The sequence below is a fragment of the Micromonospora sp. C81 genome, assembly GCF_018070425.1.
In the GTDB taxonomy this organism is placed as follows: Bacteria; Actinomycetota; Actinomycetes; order Mycobacteriales; family Micromonosporaceae; genus Micromonospora; species Micromonospora zamorensis.
The window spans coordinates 97,897-116,200 of record NZ_JAGPXS010000008.1; the positions used below are offsets into that span (position 1 = coordinate 97,897).

16 protein-coding genes are annotated in these 18,304 nt (G+C 73.1%); 4 read left to right on the top strand and 12 right to left on the bottom strand.

Annotation, left to right across the window (positions count from 1 at the left end; all coding sequences use genetic code 11):
* From alaS to KBX46_RS15605, 6 genes are all read right to left on the bottom strand, one after another.
* Entirely contained in the window at positions 1-2,679 is a 2,679-nt protein-coding gene (gene alaS / locus KBX46_RS15580; RefSeq protein WP_210793031.1) for an alanine--tRNA ligase, read from the bottom strand.
* Positions 2,676-2,981: a hypothetical protein gene (locus tag KBX46_RS15585; RefSeq protein ID WP_088947436.1), complete on the bottom strand. Its 306-nt coding sequence runs from the start codon at positions 2,979-2,981 to the stop codon at positions 2,676-2,678. Before KBX46_RS15585 ends, alaS begins: the two co-directional genes overlap by 4 nt.
* Positions 2,982-3,010: 29 nt before the next feature.
* Complete coding sequence (locus KBX46_RS15590; RefSeq protein WP_210793032.1) at positions 3,011-3,475, bottom strand: DUF948 domain-containing protein; 465 nt, start codon at positions 3,473-3,475, stop codon at positions 3,011-3,013.
* A 149-nt stretch (positions 3,476-3,624) separates the two neighbouring features.
* Entirely contained in the window at positions 3,625-4,332 is a 708-nt protein-coding gene (locus tag KBX46_RS15595; RefSeq protein ID WP_210793148.1) for a hypothetical protein, read from the bottom strand.
* Positions 4,333-6,656: 2,324 nt separating this feature from the next.
* On the bottom strand, positions 6,657-8,195 hold the full coding sequence (locus KBX46_RS15600; RefSeq protein WP_210793033.1) for a replication-associated recombination protein A: 1,539 nt from the start codon (positions 8,193-8,195) through the stop codon (positions 6,657-6,659).
* 74 nt (positions 8,196-8,269) lie between these two features.
* Positions 8,270-8,491, bottom strand: a complete 222-nt coding sequence (locus KBX46_RS15605; RefSeq protein ID WP_088947432.1) for a hypothetical protein — start codon at positions 8,489-8,491, stop codon at positions 8,270-8,272.
* A 140-nt stretch (positions 8,492-8,631) separates the two neighbouring features.
* Here KBX46_RS15605 and KBX46_RS15610 point away from each other — a divergent pair, with 140 nt between their 5' ends.
* On the top strand, positions 8,632-9,372 hold the full coding sequence (locus KBX46_RS15610) for a GNAT family N-acetyltransferase (protein ID WP_210793034.1): 741 nt from the start codon (positions 8,632-8,634) through the stop codon (positions 9,370-9,372).
* 41 nt (positions 9,373-9,413) lie between these two features.
* Here the strand turns inward: KBX46_RS15610 and KBX46_RS15615 are convergent, their stop codons facing one another.
* The 4 genes from KBX46_RS15615 to aspS all read right to left on the bottom strand — a co-directional run bounded on the left by KBX46_RS15615 (position 9,414) and on the right by aspS (position 14,089).
* Positions 9,414-10,694, bottom strand: a complete 1,281-nt coding sequence (locus KBX46_RS15615; protein WP_210793035.1) for an MFS transporter — start codon at positions 10,692-10,694, stop codon at positions 9,414-9,416.
* Positions 10,691-11,290, bottom strand: coding sequence for a helix-turn-helix domain-containing protein (locus KBX46_RS15620; RefSeq protein ID WP_210793036.1), 600 nt, complete (start codon positions 11,288-11,290; stop codon positions 10,691-10,693). The genes KBX46_RS15615 and KBX46_RS15620 overlap by 4 nt, the downstream gene beginning before the upstream one ends.
* A gap of 85 nt (positions 11,291-11,375) precedes the next feature.
* On the bottom strand, positions 11,376-12,188 hold the full coding sequence (locus KBX46_RS15625) for a sugar nucleotide-binding protein (RefSeq protein WP_210793037.1): 813 nt from the start codon (positions 12,186-12,188) through the stop codon (positions 11,376-11,378).
* Positions 12,189-12,283: 95 nt separating this feature from the next.
* Positions 12,284-14,089 carry an aspartate--tRNA ligase gene (gene aspS / locus KBX46_RS15630; protein ID WP_210793038.1) on the bottom strand — a complete coding sequence of 602 codons (1,806 nt, stop codon included), beginning with the start codon at positions 14,087-14,089 and terminating at the stop codon, positions 12,284-12,286.
* 155 nt (positions 14,090-14,244) lie between these two features.
* Here aspS and KBX46_RS15635 point away from each other — a divergent pair, with 155 nt between their 5' ends.
* Positions 14,245-14,979 carry a DUF998 domain-containing protein gene (locus KBX46_RS15635; protein ID WP_210793039.1) on the top strand — a complete coding sequence of 245 codons (735 nt, stop codon included), beginning with the start codon at positions 14,245-14,247 and terminating at the stop codon, positions 14,977-14,979.
* 73 nt (positions 14,980-15,052) lie between these two features.
* Entirely contained in the window at positions 15,053-15,730 is a 678-nt protein-coding gene (locus tag KBX46_RS15640; RefSeq protein WP_210793040.1) for a DUF998 domain-containing protein, read from the top strand.
* A gap of 112 nt (positions 15,731-15,842) precedes the next feature.
* Here the strand turns inward: KBX46_RS15640 and KBX46_RS15645 are convergent, their stop codons facing one another.
* Positions 15,843-16,889 carry a S1 family peptidase gene (locus KBX46_RS15645; RefSeq protein WP_088947424.1) on the bottom strand — a complete coding sequence of 349 codons (1,047 nt, stop codon included), beginning with the start codon at positions 16,887-16,889 and terminating at the stop codon, positions 15,843-15,845.
* Between the two features lie 287 nt (positions 16,890-17,176).
* On the bottom strand, positions 17,177-17,653 hold the full coding sequence (locus tag KBX46_RS15650) for a helix-turn-helix domain-containing protein (RefSeq protein ID WP_088947423.1): 477 nt from the start codon (positions 17,651-17,653) through the stop codon (positions 17,177-17,179).
* 55 nt (positions 17,654-17,708) lie between these two features.
* Here KBX46_RS15650 and KBX46_RS15655 point away from each other — a divergent pair, with 55 nt between their 5' ends.
* Complete coding sequence (locus KBX46_RS15655; RefSeq protein ID WP_088947422.1) at positions 17,709-18,215, top strand: PaaI family thioesterase; 507 nt, start codon at positions 17,709-17,711, stop codon at positions 18,213-18,215.
* Positions 18,216-18,304: the final 89 nt, after the last annotated feature.

Here is an 18,304-nt window from a genome sequence, read left to right on the forward strand (position 1 = left end):
TCACGCCTCGGTGATCGCCTTCTCGACGGTGAGCAGCAGGTTCGGAGCCTCGGTCGCCGGCAGTCCGCCACCCTGAGCCAGGTCGGGGCTGCCACCGCCGCGCCCGGAGAACGCCGCCTTCACCAGCTCCGACGCGGCCAGGCCACGGCTGCGCGCGGCCGCGTTGACCGCCACCACCAGGGACGCCTTGCCGTTCGACCGGGCCGCCACCGCGACCACCGCCGGCCGCGCCGGGTCGATCTTGCCGCGAATCTCCTGAGCCAGGGTCCGCACGTCGTTACCGGCCGCGCCCTCCGGCGCCTCGGTGCCCACGTACGCGACCCCGCGCACGTCCTTGGCCTGCGCGGCGAGCGCCGCCGCACCACCCAGCACCAGCTGGGCACGCAGCTTCTCCAGTTCCTTCTCCGCGTCCCGGAGCTGGGTGACGGTCTGCTCCACCCGGTCGGCGACCTGGTCGTTGGGCACCCTGTACAGCTCCGCCAACCGGGAGACCAGCAGGTGCTCACGGGCCAGGAAGCCGAAGGCGTCCATGCCGACCAGCGCCTCGACCCGGCGGACGCCGGAGCCGATGGACGACTCGGAGAGGATCTTCACGAGGCCGAGCTGGGCCGAGCGCGCCACGTGCGTGCCGCCGCACAGCTCCCGGGCGTAGTCACCCACCTCGACGACCCGCACCTCCTCGCCGTACTTCTCGCCGAAGAGCGCCATCGCCCCGATCCGCCGCGCCTCGTCCAGCGAGGTGATGAAGGCGTGCACCTCCAGGTCGGCCAGGAGCACCTCGTTGACCTGCTGCTCCACGTCCCGCAGGACGGTCGGCGACACTCCGGTCGGGGTGTTGAAGTCGAACCGGAGCCGACCGGGCGCGTTCAGCGACCCCGCCTGGGTCGCCGACTCACCGAGGAAGTTGCGCATGGTCTGGTGCACCAGGTGCGTGGCGGTGTGCGACCGGGAGATCGCCCGCCGCCGGGTCGTGTCGATCTCGGCGTAGCCGGCCTCACCGGCGCGCACCTCACCCCGGATCACCCGGGCTCGGTGCACGATCAGGCCGGGCACCGGCTGCTGCACGTCGAGCACCTCGACCTGCCCGCCGCCGACGGTGATCATGCCCTGGTCGGGCTGCTGACCACCACCCTCGGCGTAGAACGGCGTCGTGTCGAGAACCAGCTCGATGGTGTCGCCCTCGGTCGCCGCCTGGCGCGGGCCGTCGGCACCGAGCAGCGCCCGGACCGTCGACTCGCGGGCCACCTCGCTGTAGCCGGTGAACGTCACCGGACCACCCGAGTCGAGCACCGACCGGTACGCCGACAGGTCGGTGTGACCGGTCTTGCGGGCCTGCGCGTCCGCCTTCGCCCGGGTCCGCTGGTCGGCCATCAGCCGCCGGAACCCCTCGTCGTCCACCTGGAGGCCCTGCTCGGAGGCGATCTCCAGGGTCAGGTCGATCGGGAAGCCGTACGTGTCGTGCAGCTGGAACGCCTTCGCCCCGGACAGCGAGGTGCCTCCCGCGGTGCGGGTCTCGGCGATCGCGGTGTCCAGGATCGTCGTGCCGGCACGCAGAGTGGACAGGAACGCCTCCTCCTCCGCGTACGCGTAGTCCGCGATCCGGGCGAAGTCGGTCGCCAGCTCCGGGTACGAGGGCGCCATGCAGTCCCGGGCCACCGGCAGCAGCTCGGGCAGCGCCCGATCCTGCCAGCCGAGCAGCCGGATCGACCGGATCGCCCGTCGCATGATCCGGCGCAGCACGTACCCGCGGCCCTCATTGGTCGGGGTCACGCCGTCGCCGATCAGCATCAGTGCCGTCCGGACGTGGTCGGCGATCACCCGCAGCCGGACGTCGTCCGGGTGCGACTCGCTGGCCACGTGCCCGGAGTGCGCGCCGTACCGCTTACCGGTCAGCTCGGCCGCCCGCTCCAGGATCGGCCGGACCTCGTCGATCTCGTACAGGTTGTCGACGCCCTGCAGGATCGAGGCCATCCGCTCCAGGCCCATGCCGGTGTCGATGTTCTTGGCCGGCAGCTCACCCAGGATCGGGTAGTCCTCCTTGCCGGTGCCCGGGCCCCGCTCGAACTGCATGAAGACGAGATTCCAGTACTCCATGTACCGGTCCTCGTCGACCGCCGGGCCGCCCTCCCGGCCGTACTCCGGGCCCCGGTCGTAGAACAGCTCCGACGACGGGCCGCACGGCCCGGGAATGCCCATCGACCAGAAGTTGTCCGCCTTGCCCCGGCGGACGATGCGGTCGGCCGGCACACCCACCGACCGCCAGATCTCGTACGCCTCGTCGTCGTCGAGGTAGATCGTCGGCCAGATCCGCTCGGGGTCCAGGCCGTAGCCACCCTCGGCGATCGGCTTCGTGGACAGCTCCCAGGCCAGCGGGATCGCGCCGGCCTTGAAGTAGTCACCGAAGGAGAAGTTGCCGTTCATCTGGAAGAACGTGCCGTGCCTGCTGGTCTTGCCGACCTCGTCGATGTCCGGGGTGCGCAGGCACTTCTGCACACTGACCGCCCGCTGGTACGGGGGAGTCTGCTGCCCCAGGAAGTACGGCACGAACTGCACCATGCCGGCGTTGACGAACAACAGGTTCGGGTCGCTGATGGCGGGCAGCGGAGCGGACGGCACCACGGTGTGGCCATTCGCCTCGAAGTGCGCGAGGTACCGTCGCTTGATCTCCGCCGTCTTCATCGCTGGTGTTCCTCCGGAAAGATTTCCCGATCGCCGATCCGCGGGTCTTCCCGCAGCTCGGCGAACTGATCGTCGAACGCCTCGCCCTGGGCGAACGCCTGGTGGATCTCCTGCTCGCGCTCGGCCATGCCGACCCGCACGTCCTCCACGAAGCTACGCAGCGACTCGACCAGGCCGCCAGCGGATTCCGTCAACGTGCTGGCGATGCCGGCCGGTGTGTACGCCTGGGCGGTCCGGGTCGCCTTGCGGACCACGATCACACCGACGGCCACTCCGATACCGAGCCAGAACAGACGCCTCATGTCTCGTTACCTCCTGGTGCGCCGGCCGGTCAACGGTTGCCGCGCCGCGCGGCCCGCCGCTGCTGCTTGATGGTGTCGCGGACCTCACGCTCGGTCTCGGCGTGCCGACGGCCGGCGGCGGCCTTGCGCACGCTGTAGCCGAACGCGGCCACCTTGACCAGCGGGTTGGCAGCCGCCGCGGAGACGACGGTGGCCAGGTTGGCGACGTTGGCGGTGACGTTCTGCGCGTGGCTGGTCATCGTGTCGACCTTCGCCAGCTGCAGGTTGACGCCGTCGAGCGAGGTCTGCACCTGCTCCAGCGCCGTGTTGACGTTCTTCACGGTGGTGTTCACGTCACCGAGCAGCGGCGCTGTCCGGTCGTTGAGGTCGTTGATCATGCGGGTGGTGGCGTCAACCGTGTGCCGCAGCCGCAGGATGGGCAGCGTCAGAATGAGCACCAGCACCGCGAACGCGCACGCCGCGATCAGCGCCGCGATGGCTCCAAAGTCGCCCACGCCTGTCCTCCTCAAGCAGAGTTCCGCAGGACCCGACGTCCTCGGAACGCACAACGATGGCACCCGTACCGGTCGTCGAGTCGTCGACGCTCACCGGTAGCGGGCATGCCCGCCAGCCCCAGACCCTACCGTCCGTGATGGAGGCCGGCTCAGGACGGTGAGGGTGTCAGCTCCCCCAGCGGATCAGCGCTGACCGTAGGGAACGGATCCTCTCCGGTCAGTGACGGGTCGGTGGTCGGCTGCGGCCTGGTCCGCTCGTCGTCGATCGCGTTGCGTACCTTCACCGACACCAACGAGCCGGTGCACCCTGTCGCAGCGGCCGACGGATCGGCAGACGGATCGGTCGACGGCACGACGGCCGGCTCGCCGTCGACCGGTGGCGGCACACAGGTCGGCTCGCGGACCCACAGGTCGAGCGTCAACTCGTCGCGCCGCCAGCAGGTGTAGCTGCCCTTGGTCTCCTGCTCCGGGCAGCGGCTCACCTTCCACGGCTGCCAACCGTCCTGACGCAACGCGTTCTCGTAGGCCTTCGCCGTCTCGTCCGGCGCCTTCTCCGAGGTGACGGTGCGCTCACGCAGCCGGCAGTCGAGCAGACACCACCGGCTGCCGCTGACGTCGTCGACGGTCTTCGCGGCAGCCCAGCCGGGCACGTCGAGCTTGTCCAGGTTGTCGAAGACCGGGTCACGGCTCAACGTCCGGATGCCGAAGAAGAGCGGCACCGCACCGAGCAGCACGATGCTGACCAGCGCCAGCACCGCCGCACGCAGCCGGCGTCGTTCACGCGACTCGCGGTGCGCCTCGGCCCGGGCACCCGCTGCGGCGCCGTCGTCCGGCGAGTCCTGATCCGCCGGGCGCAGGGCCGGCCCGCCGGACGGATCCGGTGCCGGGCGGTCCACCGGGCCGGACGGGGATGGCACCACGGCGGCGGCGCGGGCCACACCGACGGGATCGCCGGGGCGGCCGGGTGGCGGCACCGGCGCGACACCGCTCGGCTCGGCTCGGCCGGGCTCCCGATTCGGAGGCAGGGCACGGCCGGCGGCACGGTCAGGTGGCACCGGTCGGCCGACCTGCGCACCACCACGGGCCGGCGCGGGAGAACCCGGTCCTCCGCCCGGCGCACCGCCCGGCCGTTCGTCGGCAGGGGGCGGTTGCATCCCACCGGGTGGGCGGACAGCGGCGCGGGCCGGACCGTCCGGACGCGGACGTGGCGGCCCGTCTCCACCCGGAGGCACGGCGGCACGAGCCGGGCCCTCCGAACGGACGGCGTCGCGGGGGCCGGCACCCGGTGCCTCACCCGCAACGGGCCGGGCCCGACCGGGCGGAGTGGAACGGGCGGCACCCCGAACCGGTGCGGCGGGGCCGGCACCGGGCGCGGGTCGTCCAGCGGCATAAGGGTCGTCGCCCCGGTCGCTCGCCGGCCCCTGTCGACCCGGGCCACCCTCGCCGGGCGGACGTCGCCGACCGGCCGGATCCGGAGCGGGCATCCCGTCCGGACCAGGACCAGCAGCCCCACGACCACGCCGCACTGTGGGATCCGGAGCAGACGCTGCGGCGCCCCGGCCCCGGCCGGGACGGTCGCCGGTCGCCGGCGGATAGGGGGTCGACTGTTCTCCGGTGGAACCCGACGCGTCGGGGCGTACGGCACGACGACCGGTGGGTCCCTCCGAGCCCGGGTCGGTCGGCGGCCCGGCGGGCCGGCGGCCAGCGGAGCGCTCCGCGGCCGGATCGGGTACGCCGAGCCGACCGGCCGCCGGGTCGACGATGTCACCGGCGCTGGCGGGCGGTACGGGACGCCGGCCCTCGGCCGGCGGGGGCCCGCCTCGGCGGTTGACCACCGGCAGGCCCGGGTCGGTGTGCGGCAGGCGACCGGCCTGGCGCAGCCAGTCGGCGGGCCGCTCCGGGCGGTCCGGTCGAGGTTCGCCGCCGGCCGGCGTACGCCGCTCCGGCTCGTCGGTGGTGGCCCGCCGGCGACCCGTGCCGTCGGTGGGGGCGATGGTAGGCGTCGCGCCGCTGTGACCGCCGGACGCTGCGGGCACCGGCGGCGCGTTGCCCGAGCGGGGCACCATCGGCTCGTCGGGTTCAGCGGCGCGGCGGTGGCCGCCGGCTGCCGGGCGGGAGCGCTCGGCGGCACGGGAGCCGGTGGGCTCCGGCGCGCCGGGGTCGACCGGGCCTGGCCGGCGCCGGGCGGTACGCGGGTCACGGTCGATGGCGGGGTCGGGTCGCAGGCCATCCGCGACCGGCGGGACGGCACCGGCCGGAGTGCCGTCGTACCGCGCTGCGGCGGGGGACGGCCCGGTGCCCCGCGCTGGATCGGGTGCTGGACCGGCGGACCGGCGACCGGCGGGCGTGCCGTCGGCAGACGGCACCGCACGGCCGGGCTCGACAGGCTCGGGGCCCGGTCGGCGGCCCGGCGCTCCGGCGTCCGGTCGGCGCAACGGTGGCATGGCGTCCGGGTTACCCCCGGGCGTGGCAGCGTCCGGACGGCGACCGGTCGGACCGGCGGCATCCGGACGGCGACCAGTCGGGGCGCCGGAGGTCGGAGGGCCCACGGGTGGGCCGGGCGGAACCGCCGCAGGGCGGGAGCGGACCGGGCCGCCGGGCGCGTCGGGGCGAGGCCCCGGTGGGCCGGCCGGGTCGCCGCCAACTGGTCGGGCGGTGGGTGGCGCTGGTGGTACGGCGGCACGCGCAGCGGGTGCCGGCTGCACTCCTCGGCGCGCCGGCTGGCCCGGGGCGGGTGCACCGGGGCTGGCCGCGGGTGGCCGCTCATCCGGGCGGCGGCCGGCGGGTGGCGCCTCCCCCGGCCAGGGGCCGTCAACCGGTCGACGCGGGCCGGCACCCGGGTCGGTCTGGCGCGGCGCGGGTGGAGCCGGGGCCTCCGGCGGCACCGGAGCACCGCCGCGTCCACCGGCCGGCGCTGCCGGCGCACCCGTACGCGGCCCCGCCGGTGCGGCCGGCGCACCCGCAGCGGGACGGCCCGGCTCCGCCGGGGCGCCGTCCGGGCCCAGCTCGGTGCGTTGCTGCTTGGCAGAGCGCAGGTCGTCGATCCAGCCGAACTCCTCGCCGGCGACCGGCTCCTCGGGCTCGGGCTCGGCGGCCCGCCCCCGACCCCAGCGACGCGACTTGGCGCGGGGATCGCGCCGCTCGTCCGGGCCCTCGTCCGGGCGGTCCCCACCACGCGATCTCACTGTTGACCCTCTCCTGCGGCGTCAGTGCCGCTGTCCTGCATCGTGCCGGGTGCGCCCGTGCCGGTCGCCGGGCGACCGGTCTCGCCAGGTAGCGCCGACGCGGCCTGTGCCGTTACAGGTGGCTCGGCTGTCGGAGCGTCCGGACGGACGGTCGGGGCCGGCAGACCCCGCACGATCCGGCGCAGCAGCGGCAGCCGGGTGGCCACCGACCTTTCGGCGCCGTGCGGGCTGGGCTGGTAGTAGTCGGTGCCCACCAGATCGTCCGGGACGTACTGCTGGGTCACCACACCGCGCTGGTCGTCGTGCGGGTAGCGGTAGCCGGTGCCGTGGCCCAACCCTCGGGCGCCGGCGTAGTGCGCGTCGCGCAGCCCTCGCGGCACCGAACCGCCGCGACCGGCCCGCACGTCGGCGATCGCGGCACCGATGGCGGTGGTGGCGGAGTTCGACTTGGGCGCCGTCGCCAGATGGATCACCGCCTGGGCCAGGTTGAGCTGCGCTTCGGGCAGCCCGACGTACTCGACGGCGTGCGCGGCGGCGGTGGCCACGCTCAGGGCACCGGGGTCGGCCATGCCCACGTCCTCGCTGGCGAAGATGACCAGGCGTCGGGCGATGAACCGGGCGTCCTCGCCGGCGACCAGCATGCGGGCCAGCCAGTGCACTGCGGCGTCCACGTCCGAACCGCGCATGCTCTTGATGAAGGCGCTGACCACGTCGTAGTGGGCGTCGCCGTCGCGGTCGTAGCGCACCGCCGCCACGTCGACGGCCTGCTCGGCGGTGGCGAGGTCGATCCGCCCGGCGCCGAGCGCCGTGGCGGAGGCCGCCGCCGCCTCCAGTGCGGTGAGTGCCTTGCGGACGTCACCGGCGGCCAGCCGGACCAGGTGGTCCTCGGCCTCCGGGGTCAGGGTCAGGGCGCCGTCCAGGCCGCGCTTGTCGGTGACCGCGCGACGCAGCAGGCCCCGCACCGCCGCGTCGTCCAACGGTTGCAGGGTGAGCAGCACGCACCGCGACAGCAGCGGCGAGATGACCGAGAAGTACGGGTTTTCGGTGGTCGCCGCCAGCAACGTGACAGTACGGTCCTCGACGGCGGCGAGCAGCGAATCCTGCTGGGTCTTGCTGAACCGGTGCACCTCGTCGATGAAGAGCACGGTCTGCGGGCCGCCCGAGCGGCGCTGGCGACGGGCCGCCTCGATCACCGCCCGCACGTCCTTGACGCCGGCGGAGAGCGCCGACATGGCGACGAATCGGCGGTCGGTCGCCCCGGCCACCAGGTGCGCGATGGTGGTCTTGCCGCTGCCCGGCGGGCCCCAGAGGATCACCGACAGCGGGGCGCCGCCGGAGACCAGCTGCCGTAGTGGGGCGCCGGGGGCGAGCAGGTGGTCCTGACCGATCAGCTCGTCGAGGGTCACCGGGCGCATCCGGACGGGCAGGGGCGAGTCGTCGGCCACCGCGGTGAAGCCGTCGACACCGGCGGGGCCGTCGGGCGCGCTGCGCGACCCGGCGGGTTCACCGAGGGAGAAGAGGGCGTCGGACTCCATCACGAAGACAGTACCGGGCCGGGCCCACGACGCCGGAATCGCGCCGTGGGCCCGCCACCGGTGATCGGTTCCGGTCAGCCGCGACCGGGGCGACGGCCCCGGTACCAGCGGCCGCCGCCACCGCCGCCGCCGCTGCGCGGGCCGCTGCCCACGCCGGCCAGGTAGAGCGAGAGCAGGAGCAGCCCGATGAGCACGAGGGTGTTCCAGTTGAACAGGTCAGGTGCGCCGAAGTCGGTGTTGAGCAGATCGAGCAGCAGGGCAAAGCCAAAGACGATGGCCGCGAGAATGGCGAGCATGTCGGTCCTCCGGTGGGGGTTCCCAGTAGGTCGGCGCGTGATGTACCCAATCGGTCCACTCGTCAATCTCCACGGTGGATCTGGTTGCGTCGCCGCTGCCCGGCGCGGGCGTCGCACCGCCGGCTCCTAGGCTGGCGAGCATGATCATCGACGACCAGGTGCTCCAGGATCGCCGTGCCATCCTGGCCGCCGTGGGCCACCACCCGTTCGCCCGGCACGCGCTCGGACCGGGCACACCGGCCCGCGGCTACCGGCGCAACGGCGCCGTGGTGTGGAAGGTGTCGCCCGAGCACGGGCCGGCCGGCTGCGGGATCGGCCCTGCCCGGGCGGCGATCGAAACCTGTGCCGCGCTGGCGGCCGACGGGCTGCTGCAACCGGGGCAGCGGCTGCACCTGCCCCGCCACGATCGCGGTCTGCTGGCCGACCGGCTGACGGTGACCGAGCACCGCGACTGGGACTTCCACTGGACCGACGCGGCACCGCCGGAACAGCCCGACGAGCACCGGGTGGTGCGACTCGCCGAGGCGGACCGTCCCGCGCTGGAGGCCCTGATCGACGAGGCGTTCCCGAGCAGCACCTCCCGCCCCGCCGACCCACGGGTGGTCGCCTGGTACGGCATCCGGGCCGGCGACCGACTGGTGGCCTGCGGCGCGGACCGCAGTCAGAGCGACGTGGGTTTCCTCGCCGGCCTGACCGTGGCCCCGGACCAGCGGGGTCAGGGCCTGGGTGCCGCCCTGACCGCCGGCATGACCCGGACGCTGCTGGCCCGCCACGACACCGTCGCGCTGGGCGTCTACACGGACAACGTCGGGGCCGCACGTCTCTACCGTCGCCTGGGCTTCACCAACACCCTCCCGCTCAGCTCGGTCCGCCTCGGGTGAGACGCGAGGTGCCCCTTGCCGTGACAGGGGGCACCTCGTCCTCACCGGTCGGCCGGTACGGGAACCGCCGTCGGCTCGGCGGCGGGGGCGCGGCGCCCGGCCAGCCAGGCGGGCAGGTAGAGCGGGGCGGCGACGGCGAGCACCACCGCGCCGACCACCATCGCGGTGCCGACGCTGGTCGCGGCGGCGAGCGCGGTGAGCACCACCCCACCGAGGGCGGCAGCCGGCTGCGCCATCATCGAGTTCAGCGAGAGCACGCTGGTCCGGTACGGGCCGTCGACCTGCCGGTGCAGCAGCCCACTGTGCAGCGGGTTGGACGCGCCGTGCACGGCGTAGCAGGCCAGGTACGCCACCAGCACGCCGACCGGCCCGGCGAACAAGCCCATCCCGACCACCGTCACACCCTGGAGGATGCGCAGCAGGGCCGCACCCGGCGCGGCGCCGAACCAGCGCAGCAGCAGTGGGGTCAGTGCCGCACCGGCCGCCGAGGCGAGCCAGGCGGCCGAGTTCGCCGGCCCGAGCAACGCCGCCGCGCGTTCCGGATCACCGATCACCTCGGCGAGCCGGACCGGCAGCAGCGACTCGAAGGTGACCATGCCGAAGCCCCAGAACAGCTCGACGGCCACCAACGCCAGCAGCACCCGGGAGCGACGCAAGAGCCCGACGGCCTGGCCGATCATCCGGGGCGCCTGGACCACTGAGGCCCGCAGCGCCGCGAACCCGGTGGCCGGCCGCTCTTCGACAAGCAGCACGACCAGCGCGACGAGCGCCGCCGCCTGCGCGACGATGGCGGCCAACACGGGCACCGTGAGCGCGCTGACCCACCCGATCGGGCCGAGCGCGATGAGTCCGCCGCTGAGCAGCGCGCCACCACCGATCGCACCGCCGATGACGGTGCCGGCGTACCCGAGGCCGCGCTCGTACTCGGCCTCCGGGTCGGCGGCCAGGGTGGCGTCGACGTACCAGGACTCCAGCGGGCCGCTGTCCAACGCCCGGTAGACCCCCTGCAGGGCCCAGACCACGAAGAACAGCACGAACGAGTCGGCCACCGCGAACAGTGCCAACGAGGCGAGGTTGATCGCTCCGGCGGCGAGCAGCACCGGCCGGCGGCCGAGGGCGTCGGCGAGCCCGCCGGTGGGCAACTCCAGCGCCAGCACCAGCAGGCCCTGCGCGGTGCCGACCAGGCCGATCTGCGGCAGCGACAGGCCACGCTCCTGCATCAGCAGGATCATGACCGGGATCATCAGACCCGTGGGCAGCCAGCGCAGGCCGTAGAGCGTGAGGTAACGACGCCGAACCTGGCGTACGGTCAGCGCGCTCACCAGCGCTCGTCCAGCCGTGGGATGCCCGCCAGGAACAGGTGGACCGGCTTTACGTCGGCGCTGTCCGCGACGGGCTCATCGCGGTAGCGCATCAGCACCGCCCACAACTCGTCGTTGAGTGCCCGCAGCCGGGTCGGGTCGAGCGGCAGCACCAGGTCACTCATGCCGGCGGCATCGCGCCAGTCCCGGGGGTGGTGGTGCTCGACGGCCAGCCACCGCTCGGCCAGGTCGGCCATCACCCGCACCTGATCAGCCTGGATCCACTGCACGGCGGCGCGGGCGTCCGGGTCGTCGTCGAAGTCGGTGGGCTCGAAGTCGCTGATGTCGTGTGCCGCCTGCCACCATCGCTGCCGGCTGGTGCCCCGGTCGGGGTCCTCGGTCACCAGCCCGACCTCGGCGAGCTGGCGCAGGTGGTAGCTCGTGGCACCGGTGTTGGTGTTCAGCTTCTCGGCCAGGGCGGTCGCGGTCGCCGGACCGTCGACCCGCAGCGAGCCGAGCAGCCGCATTCGCAGCGGGTGGGCCAGCGTGCGGACCTGTTGGTTGTCCAGATGGACTCGACGTGGCTCGACCGGCCCGCCGGGTGAAGGGCTCTCCATACGTGCACACTATCTCTGCACACTTCCTATGCACAAGAGTTATGCATAGGAAGTGTGCGTCCAGGCTCGACGCTGCTCGGTGGCCTCAGGGAGCCAGGAGTTCGCGTACCCCGCGTAGTCGCGTGCGCAGCAGGCCGACGGCGCGAGCGGAGTCGAGGCGTACGTCGAGGGGGCGGGACAGGCCGACGGCGGCCCCGGTGGTGGTCTTGAGCCCGGCCGGGTCGAGGCCGAACCGCTCGGCGACCAGCAGGCCCAGCTCGGCCCGGCTGACCGCGTCCGGGCCGGCCACGTTGAGCACACCGGCGTACGTCGAGGCGACCAGCTCCAGCACGGCGGCGGCCAGGTCGGTGACGTCGATCGGGCAGCGCAGCTCGTCGCTGAACAGCACGGCCCGGCCGGCGAGCGCGTCCCGGCAGAGCTGGATCTGCTTGCTGCCCTCCCCCAGGATCAGCGAGGTACGCACCAGGGCCGCGCCGGGGTCGATCGCCCGTACGGCGGTCTCGGCGGCGGCCTTCGCGGCGCCGTACGCGTGCACCGGCGTGGGCGGGTCGTCGTCGGCGTACGGCGTGGGTCGGCCGGCGTGCAGCGCGTCACTGGACACGTGCACCAGTCGGGCACCCACCTCGGCGGCGGCGACCGCCACGTTCGCGGCACCGTCGGCGGTGACCGCCCAGTCCCCGTACCGATAGGGGGTCCCGACCACGGCGTCCGGCCGCACATCGGCGACCAGCGCGCGCACGGCGGCCCGGTCGGTCACGTCCAGCCGGCGCTCCGCAACACCCGGCACGGCGATCTCGCCGGAGTGGAACGTCCCCACCACCGACCACCCGGCGCGAACCCCCCGCCGACAAACGGCACGCCCGAGTAACCCACTACCCCCGACAACAAGCACCCGCATCCCAGCCCACTCCCCCACCGACGATCAAGAGGTTTGCGTCATCTCGCGGGGCGATGATGACGCAAACCTCTTGATCAACCAAGCAGGAGCGGGGGTCAGACCGGGTCTGCTACCGGGGCTGCGGGGCCGGCCGTTCCCGTGTGGGCGGTTGCGGGCGGCTTGGGCTTGGCGTCGATGCCGGCCTCGGCGCGCTGCTGGGCGGTGATCGGGGTGGGAGCGCTGGTCAGCGGGTCGAAGCCACCCCGGGTCTTCGGGAAGGCGATGACCTCGCGGATCGAGTCGGCGCCGGCGAGCAGCATGCACACCCGGTCCCAGCCGAAGGCGATGCCGCCGTGCGGAGGGGCGCCGTACTTGAACGCCTCCAGCAGGAAGCCGAACTTGTCCTGCGCCTCCTCGGGGGTGATGCCGAGCAGGTCGAAGACCCGCTTCTGCACGTCACCACGGTGGATACGGATCGACCCGCCGCCGATCTCGTTGCCGTTGCAGACGATGTCGTACGCGTAGGCGAGGGCCCGGTCCGGAGCCTCCTCGAACCGGTCGACCCACTCCGAGTTCGGCGAGGTGAACGGGTGGTGCACGGCCGTCCAGCCGCCCTCGTCCGTGCGCTCGAACATCGGCGCGTCGACCACCCAGCAGAACGCCCAGGCGCTCTCGTCGATCAGCCCGGTCCGCTTGGCGATCTCGACGCGGGCCGCGCCCAGCAGCTCCTGCGCCTCCCGGGTGATGGCGCTGGCGGCGAAGAAGATCGCGTCGCCCGGCTTGGCGCCGACCGTGTCGGCGAGCCCGCCCAGGTGCTCGGCGGAGAGGTTCTTCGCCACCGGGCCACGCGCCTCGCCGGTCTCGGCGTCCAGCACCACGTACGCCAGGCCGCGCGCGCCGCGCGCCTTGGCCCAGTCCTGCCAGCCGTCCAGCTCCTTGCGGCTCTGCGCCGCGCCACCCGGCATCACGACCGCGCCGACGTAGCCGCCCGCGTCGATCGCCCCGGCGAAGACCCGGAACTCGGTGCCACGCAGGTAGTCGGTCAGCTCGGTCAGCTCGACGCCGTAGCGCAGGTCCGGCTTGTCGGAGCCGTACCGGGCCATCGCGTCGTGCCAGGTGATCCTTGGGATGGGCTGGCTGATCTCGTGCCCGGCCAGGTCCTTCCAGAGCGCCGACACGATCGCCTCGCCGAGGTCGATCACGTCGTCCTCGGTGACGAACGACATCTCGATGTCGAGCTGGGTGAACTCGGGCTGCCGGTCGGCGCGGAAGTCCTCGTCGCGGTAGCAGCGGGCGATCTGGTAGTACCGCTCCATGCCGCCGACCATCAGCAGCTGCTTGAACAGCTGCGGCGACTGGGGCAGCGCGTACCAGCTGCCGGGCTGAAGTCGCACCGGGACCAGGAAGTCACGGGCGCCCTCGGGCGTCGAGCGGGTCAGCGTCGGCGTCTCGATCTCCAGGAAGTCACGCTCGTGCAGCACGCCCCGGGCCAGGTGGCTGGCACGCGAGCGCAGCCGCAGCGCGTTCGCCGGGCCGCTGCGGCGCAGGTCCAGGTAGCGGTACCTGAGCCGAATGTCGTCGCCGGCCTCGATCTGGTCGTCCACCGGCAGCGGCAACGGCGCCGCCTCGGAGAGCACCTCCAGGTCGGTGACGGTCACCTCGACCTCACCGGTGGGCAGCTCCGGGTTCTCGTTGCCGGCCGGTCGGCGGGTCACCTCACCGACGACCTTCACGCAGAACTCGTTGCGCAGCGCGTGCGCATCTTCCTCACGGAACACCACCTGGACAACACCGGAACCGTCGCGCAGGTCGACGAAGATGACCCCGCCGTGGTCGCGCCGGCGGGCCACCCAGCCGGCGAGCGTCACCGTCGAGCCGGCGTCCGCGGCGCGCAGGCTTCCGGCATTGTGGGTACGGATCACGGCTGGCAACTCCTCATCGTGGAACAGTCCTCACCGGCATTCTGTCAGGGGTGGCCGCCCTGCCTCCGGGGCACCCGGCAGCCCGACGCGATTCGCAGGTGGGGCAGCCCGGCGAACCCGGCTCGGGCAGCGGCCATGCCGGTTAACGTGGCGAAATGCGCGCCGTACCGAACTGGGCCGTCGCCACGGCGGCTGCCGCACCCCTGCTGCTGGTGGCCGGCTGGACGGTCGCGGAGGCGCGGCAGCCCGCCGGTTACGACCCGATCCGGGACACCATCAGTGAGTTGGCCGGGCAGGAGGCCGTCGACGCCTGGATCATGATCACCGCGCTGGTGCTGCTCGGGTGCTGCTACCTGGCCGTCGCCGCCGTGCTGCACGCGGCCGGATTGCCCAGCCGTTTCCTGCTCGCCGTCGGCGGGGTGGCGACCATCGCGCTGGTCGCGTTCCCCCGCCCCACTGTCGGCGGTTCGCTCAGCCACGGCATCGCGGCGACAGTGGCGGTGCTCGCCCTGGCGCTCTGGCCGGCCGGCTCGGCGCTGTGGCTTCCGCGCGGGCACGACACCGAGCACCCGATCAGGCCGGACCCGCCCTGGGCGTTCCGTCGGGCGGTGGGGCTGAGCGCCACGGTGGTGCTGCTCGCGCTCTTCGGGTGGTGCGCGTACGAGGTGACCAGCGGGTCCCGCACCGGGTTGGCCGAGCGGGTGACGGCGGTGGCGATCTCACTCTGGCCACTGCTGGCCATCCTCTCCGCCCGGCGGGCGCACCTGGCCTGGGCCGTCGGCGGTGCGACAGCCATCGGCCCGACGTTGCCGACCGGCGGCGTCATACCCCCGGATCCGCTCGGGCCCACAATCGGGCCCGCTCCTCGAGGGCCCGATCGGCTGCCGTAGGTCACGGTGTGTCGGCCCGAATGCCAGGCCTCGGGCCCGGGAGTGGGGCCGTTCGCACCGCTACGCTCACCCGATGTCCGCCGTTCCCCGCTGGGCCCTGCTGTCGGCCGCTGGCGCACCGTTGTTTCTGATCGGGGGCTGGACGCTGGCGCAGGCCGCCCAGCCCGACGAGTTCGACCCGGTCCGGCAGACCATCAGCGCGCTCGCCGCCGCCGACGCCGACCAACGCTGGATCATGACGGTGGGGCTGGCTGGCCTGGGCATCTGTCACCTGGCAACCGCGCTCGGCCTGGTCGTCGCGGCACCGGCGGGTCGTGGGCTGCTCGCCCTGGGCGGCCTTGCCACACTGGTGCTGGTCGCGTTCCCGCAACACCCGGGAGGCGGCTCGACGACACACGTCGTCGCCGCTGGGGTGGCGTTCGTGGCGTTGGCTGTCTGGCCCGCCCTGGCGGTGCCCCACCGAGCGGCGCCGACGGTGCCCAGTCGAGCCGCGCCGACGGTGCCCAGTCGAGCGGCACCGCCCCTCGGCCGAGCCCGGCGCGATCCACCGGACGGGTCGGCTCTGCGCGTCCGCTGGACAGCGCTCGCGGTGACGGCGGTGCTCCTCGGACTGCTCGGCTGGTTCGTCGTCGAGTTCTTCACCGACGGCGCGTGGATCGGGTTGACGGAGCGGCTGGTGGCGGCCGCCGAGGCGGTCGTACCGCTGGCCGCTGTGCTCGCCGCACTGGCCTCCGGGCGGCGGCCGGGCTGACCGCTCGGCGCCGCTCTTTTCTGAGGTACGTCGAGCGCACCGCGGACGGCGGGTAGCCAGGACAGCGAACGGGCCGCCGGAGAAATCCGGCGGCCCGCTGGCGGTGACTGGATCAGAAGACGCTGACGCCGTAACGGCTGAGCGCCTCGGTGACCGGCTGGAAGTAGGTCGTGCCGCCGGTGCGGCAGTTGCCACTGCCGCCGGAGGTCATGCCCAGGGCGGTGCCACCGGCGAACAGCGAGCCGCCGCTGTCGCCCGGCTCGGCGCAGACGTTGGTGCGGATCAGGCCGGAGACCGAGCCCTCGGCGTAGTTCACCGTGGCGTTGGTCGCGTTCACCGAGCCGCTGCGCAGGCCGGTGGTGCTGCCGGAACGCTGCACCGACTGGCCGACCGACGCGTTGCCGGAGCCGGTGATGTCGCGGAAGCTGCCGTTGTAGAGCGACACGTTGCCGGCCGCGTTGGCCGAGTTGCTGTGCCGCACGATGCCGTAGTCGTTACCCGGGAAGCTGGTGCCGGTACGGGTGCCGATCAGCGAGCTCTGGGAGGAGTTCGAGTACCAGCTGGACGCGATGTTGGTGCAGTGCCCGGCCGTCACGAACGAGTAGGTGCTGCCACTGCGCACGTTGAAGCCGAGCGAGCAACGCCCGCCCCCGCCGGCGTAGATGGCCTGACCGCCGGAGATCCGGGTGCTCAGCACGCCCGCCTCGGCCTCGACCCGGACCGCGCCGTTGGCCCGCGCGGCGGCGGCCTTGACCCGCTCCAGCTTCGCACCGGTGACGGTGCTGTCCACGGAGACGACGACCTGGTTGGTGACCGGGTCACTCCACCAGGCGGTGCCCGGGATCTTGGCGGACCGCTCCAGGTCCGCGGTGGCCCGGTTGAGCTCGCCGGCACCACGGGTGACGTAGCGGACGACGGCGCCGGCCTTGCTCGCCTTGCTGGCGGCGGCGGCGTCGGTCACCGTGACGACGGACTTGCCGCTGGCGTCGATGTACGAGCCGGCGGAGCGGTCACCGAGTGCCGCGGAGAGCGCCGCGGCGGCATCCGGCGAGGCTGCGGGAGCGGCCTGGGCGGGTGCGCCGATGAGCGCGCCGACGACCAGGGATCCGGACACGGCGACGGTGGCCGCGACGCGGAACGAGGACCTCGTGGGTCGCATGTAACAAACCTCCTGGGCGGGGGGACGGGTCACGCCGGGGGGAACGGCTGACCCGAGGGCAACCCGGCCGATCTGCGAAAACCGGTCGAGTGAACTGAAGTATTCACATACTTAAGATCATTGACAAGGCCTGGTTTCGCCCGGATTTGCCGATCTTGGCAGGCCACAATGCCGCAACACCCCTGACACGCTGGTGAACAACCACCGTCACACCCGCATGGTTTCGCGCGCACGGTTGTCGATACCTTCCCGGGCACCGGATGCCGGGTGGGTGGGGGCGCCGCGCGTCAGGGCGTACGGCGGCGGGCGCCGGGGCCCGGGCGCGGCACCACATCGCGCGGCTGATCCACGTCGTGCCCCTCGGCGCAGCGCAGGTCCACACGAACCGGAGCGCCACAGTCGCGGTGAGCGACGCTGAGCGGCGGACCTTCCGGGCCAGCGAGGTACCGGTCGCCCCAGCCGAGCACGGCGACCAGCACCGGCCACAGGTCCAGGCCCTTCTCCGTCAGCCGGTACTCGTGGCGCAACCGGCTGCCCGGCTCCCGGTACGGCTCACGACTCAACACGCCCTGTTCGACCAGAGTGGCCAGCCGGTTGGTCAGCACCTGACGCGGGATGCCGGTGCGCACCCGCATGTCGTCGAAGCGGCGTACGCCGGTGAACACCTCGCGGAGCACCACCAGGGTCCACCGCTCACCGAGGATCTCCATCGCGCGGGCGATGGTGCAGTTGTCCACCGACCAGTCCAGTGCCGCGGGTCGCATCCGACCAGGCTAGGTCTCATTGACAGACTCAGCAACCTGCTGCCAGGCTGCGTCCATGACGCAGACGCAGGAACCGGCGCGCAGCCGGACCTTCAGCTGGGCGGACCCGGCGGCCAACGCCGCCCAGATCGGCCGACGCAGCGGCATCGACATGCTGCGGGCGATGATCGCCGGCGAGCTGGCCGCGCCGCCGGTGATGCACCTACTCGACATGAGCCGGATGGAGGCCGACGAGGGCCGGGTCAGCGTCGAGTTGACCCCGCAGGAGTTCCACTACAACCCGCTCGGCACCGTCCACGGTGGCGTTCTCTCGACGCTGCTGGACACCGCCGCCGGGTGCGCCGTGCACACCACCCTGCCCGCTGGCGTCGGCTACACCTCGCTGGACCTGAACGTGAAGTTCCTCCGCCCGGTCACTGTCGACAGCGGCACGCTGCGCTGCGAGGGCACGGTGCTGCAACGTGGCCGGCGTACGGCCCTGGCAGAGGCCCGCATCACCGACGCGGACGCCCGCCTGATAGCCCACGCCACCAGCACCTGCTTGATCCTCCCCCTCCCCTAACCCCACCTTCCCTTGAGTTGATCAAGAGATTTCGGTCAGGAAACGGGCTCACGGTGACCGAAAGCTCTTGATCAACCCGGTGGGGCGGG

Bases quoted from the DNA above. Each gene is read 5' to 3' on its own strand.
- alaS (WP_210793031.1), bottom strand. From the start codon at position 2,679: ATGAAGACGGCGGAGATCAAGCGACGGTACCTCGCGCACTTCGAGGCG.
- KBX46_RS15585 (WP_088947436.1), bottom strand. From the start codon at position 2,981: ATGAGGCGTCTGTTCTGGCTCGGTATCGGAGTGGCCGTCGGTGTGATC.
- KBX46_RS15600 (WP_210793033.1), bottom strand. From the start codon at position 8,195: ATGGAGTCCGACGCCCTCTTCTCCCTCGGTGAACCCGCCGGGTCGCGC.
- KBX46_RS15605 (WP_088947432.1), bottom strand. From the start codon at position 8,491: ATGCTCGCCATTCTCGCGGCCATCGTCTTTGGCTTTGCCCTGCTGCTC.
- KBX46_RS15610 (WP_210793034.1), top strand. From the start codon at position 8,632: ATGATCATCGACGACCAGGTGCTCCAGGATCGCCGTGCCATCCTGGCC.
- KBX46_RS15620 (WP_210793036.1), bottom strand. From the start codon at position 11,290: ATGGAGAGCCCTTCACCCGGCGGGCCGGTCGAGCCACGTCGAGTCCAT.
- KBX46_RS15625 (WP_210793037.1), bottom strand. From the start codon at position 12,188: ATGCGGGTGCTTGTTGTCGGGGGTAGTGGGTTACTCGGGCGTGCCGTT.
- KBX46_RS15635 (WP_210793039.1), top strand. From the start codon at position 14,245: ATGCGCGCCGTACCGAACTGGGCCGTCGCCACGGCGGCTGCCGCACCC.
- KBX46_RS15640 (WP_210793040.1), top strand. From the start codon at position 15,053: ATGTCCGCCGTTCCCCGCTGGGCCCTGCTGTCGGCCGCTGGCGCACCG.
- KBX46_RS15645 (WP_088947424.1), bottom strand. From the start codon at position 16,889: ATGCGACCCACGAGGTCCTCGTTCCGCGTCGCGGCCACCGTCGCCGTG.
- KBX46_RS15650 (WP_088947423.1), bottom strand. From the start codon at position 17,653: ATGCGACCCGCGGCACTGGACTGGTCGGTGGACAACTGCACCATCGCC.
- KBX46_RS15655 (WP_088947422.1), top strand. From the start codon at position 17,709: ATGACGCAGACGCAGGAACCGGCGCGCAGCCGGACCTTCAGCTGGGCG.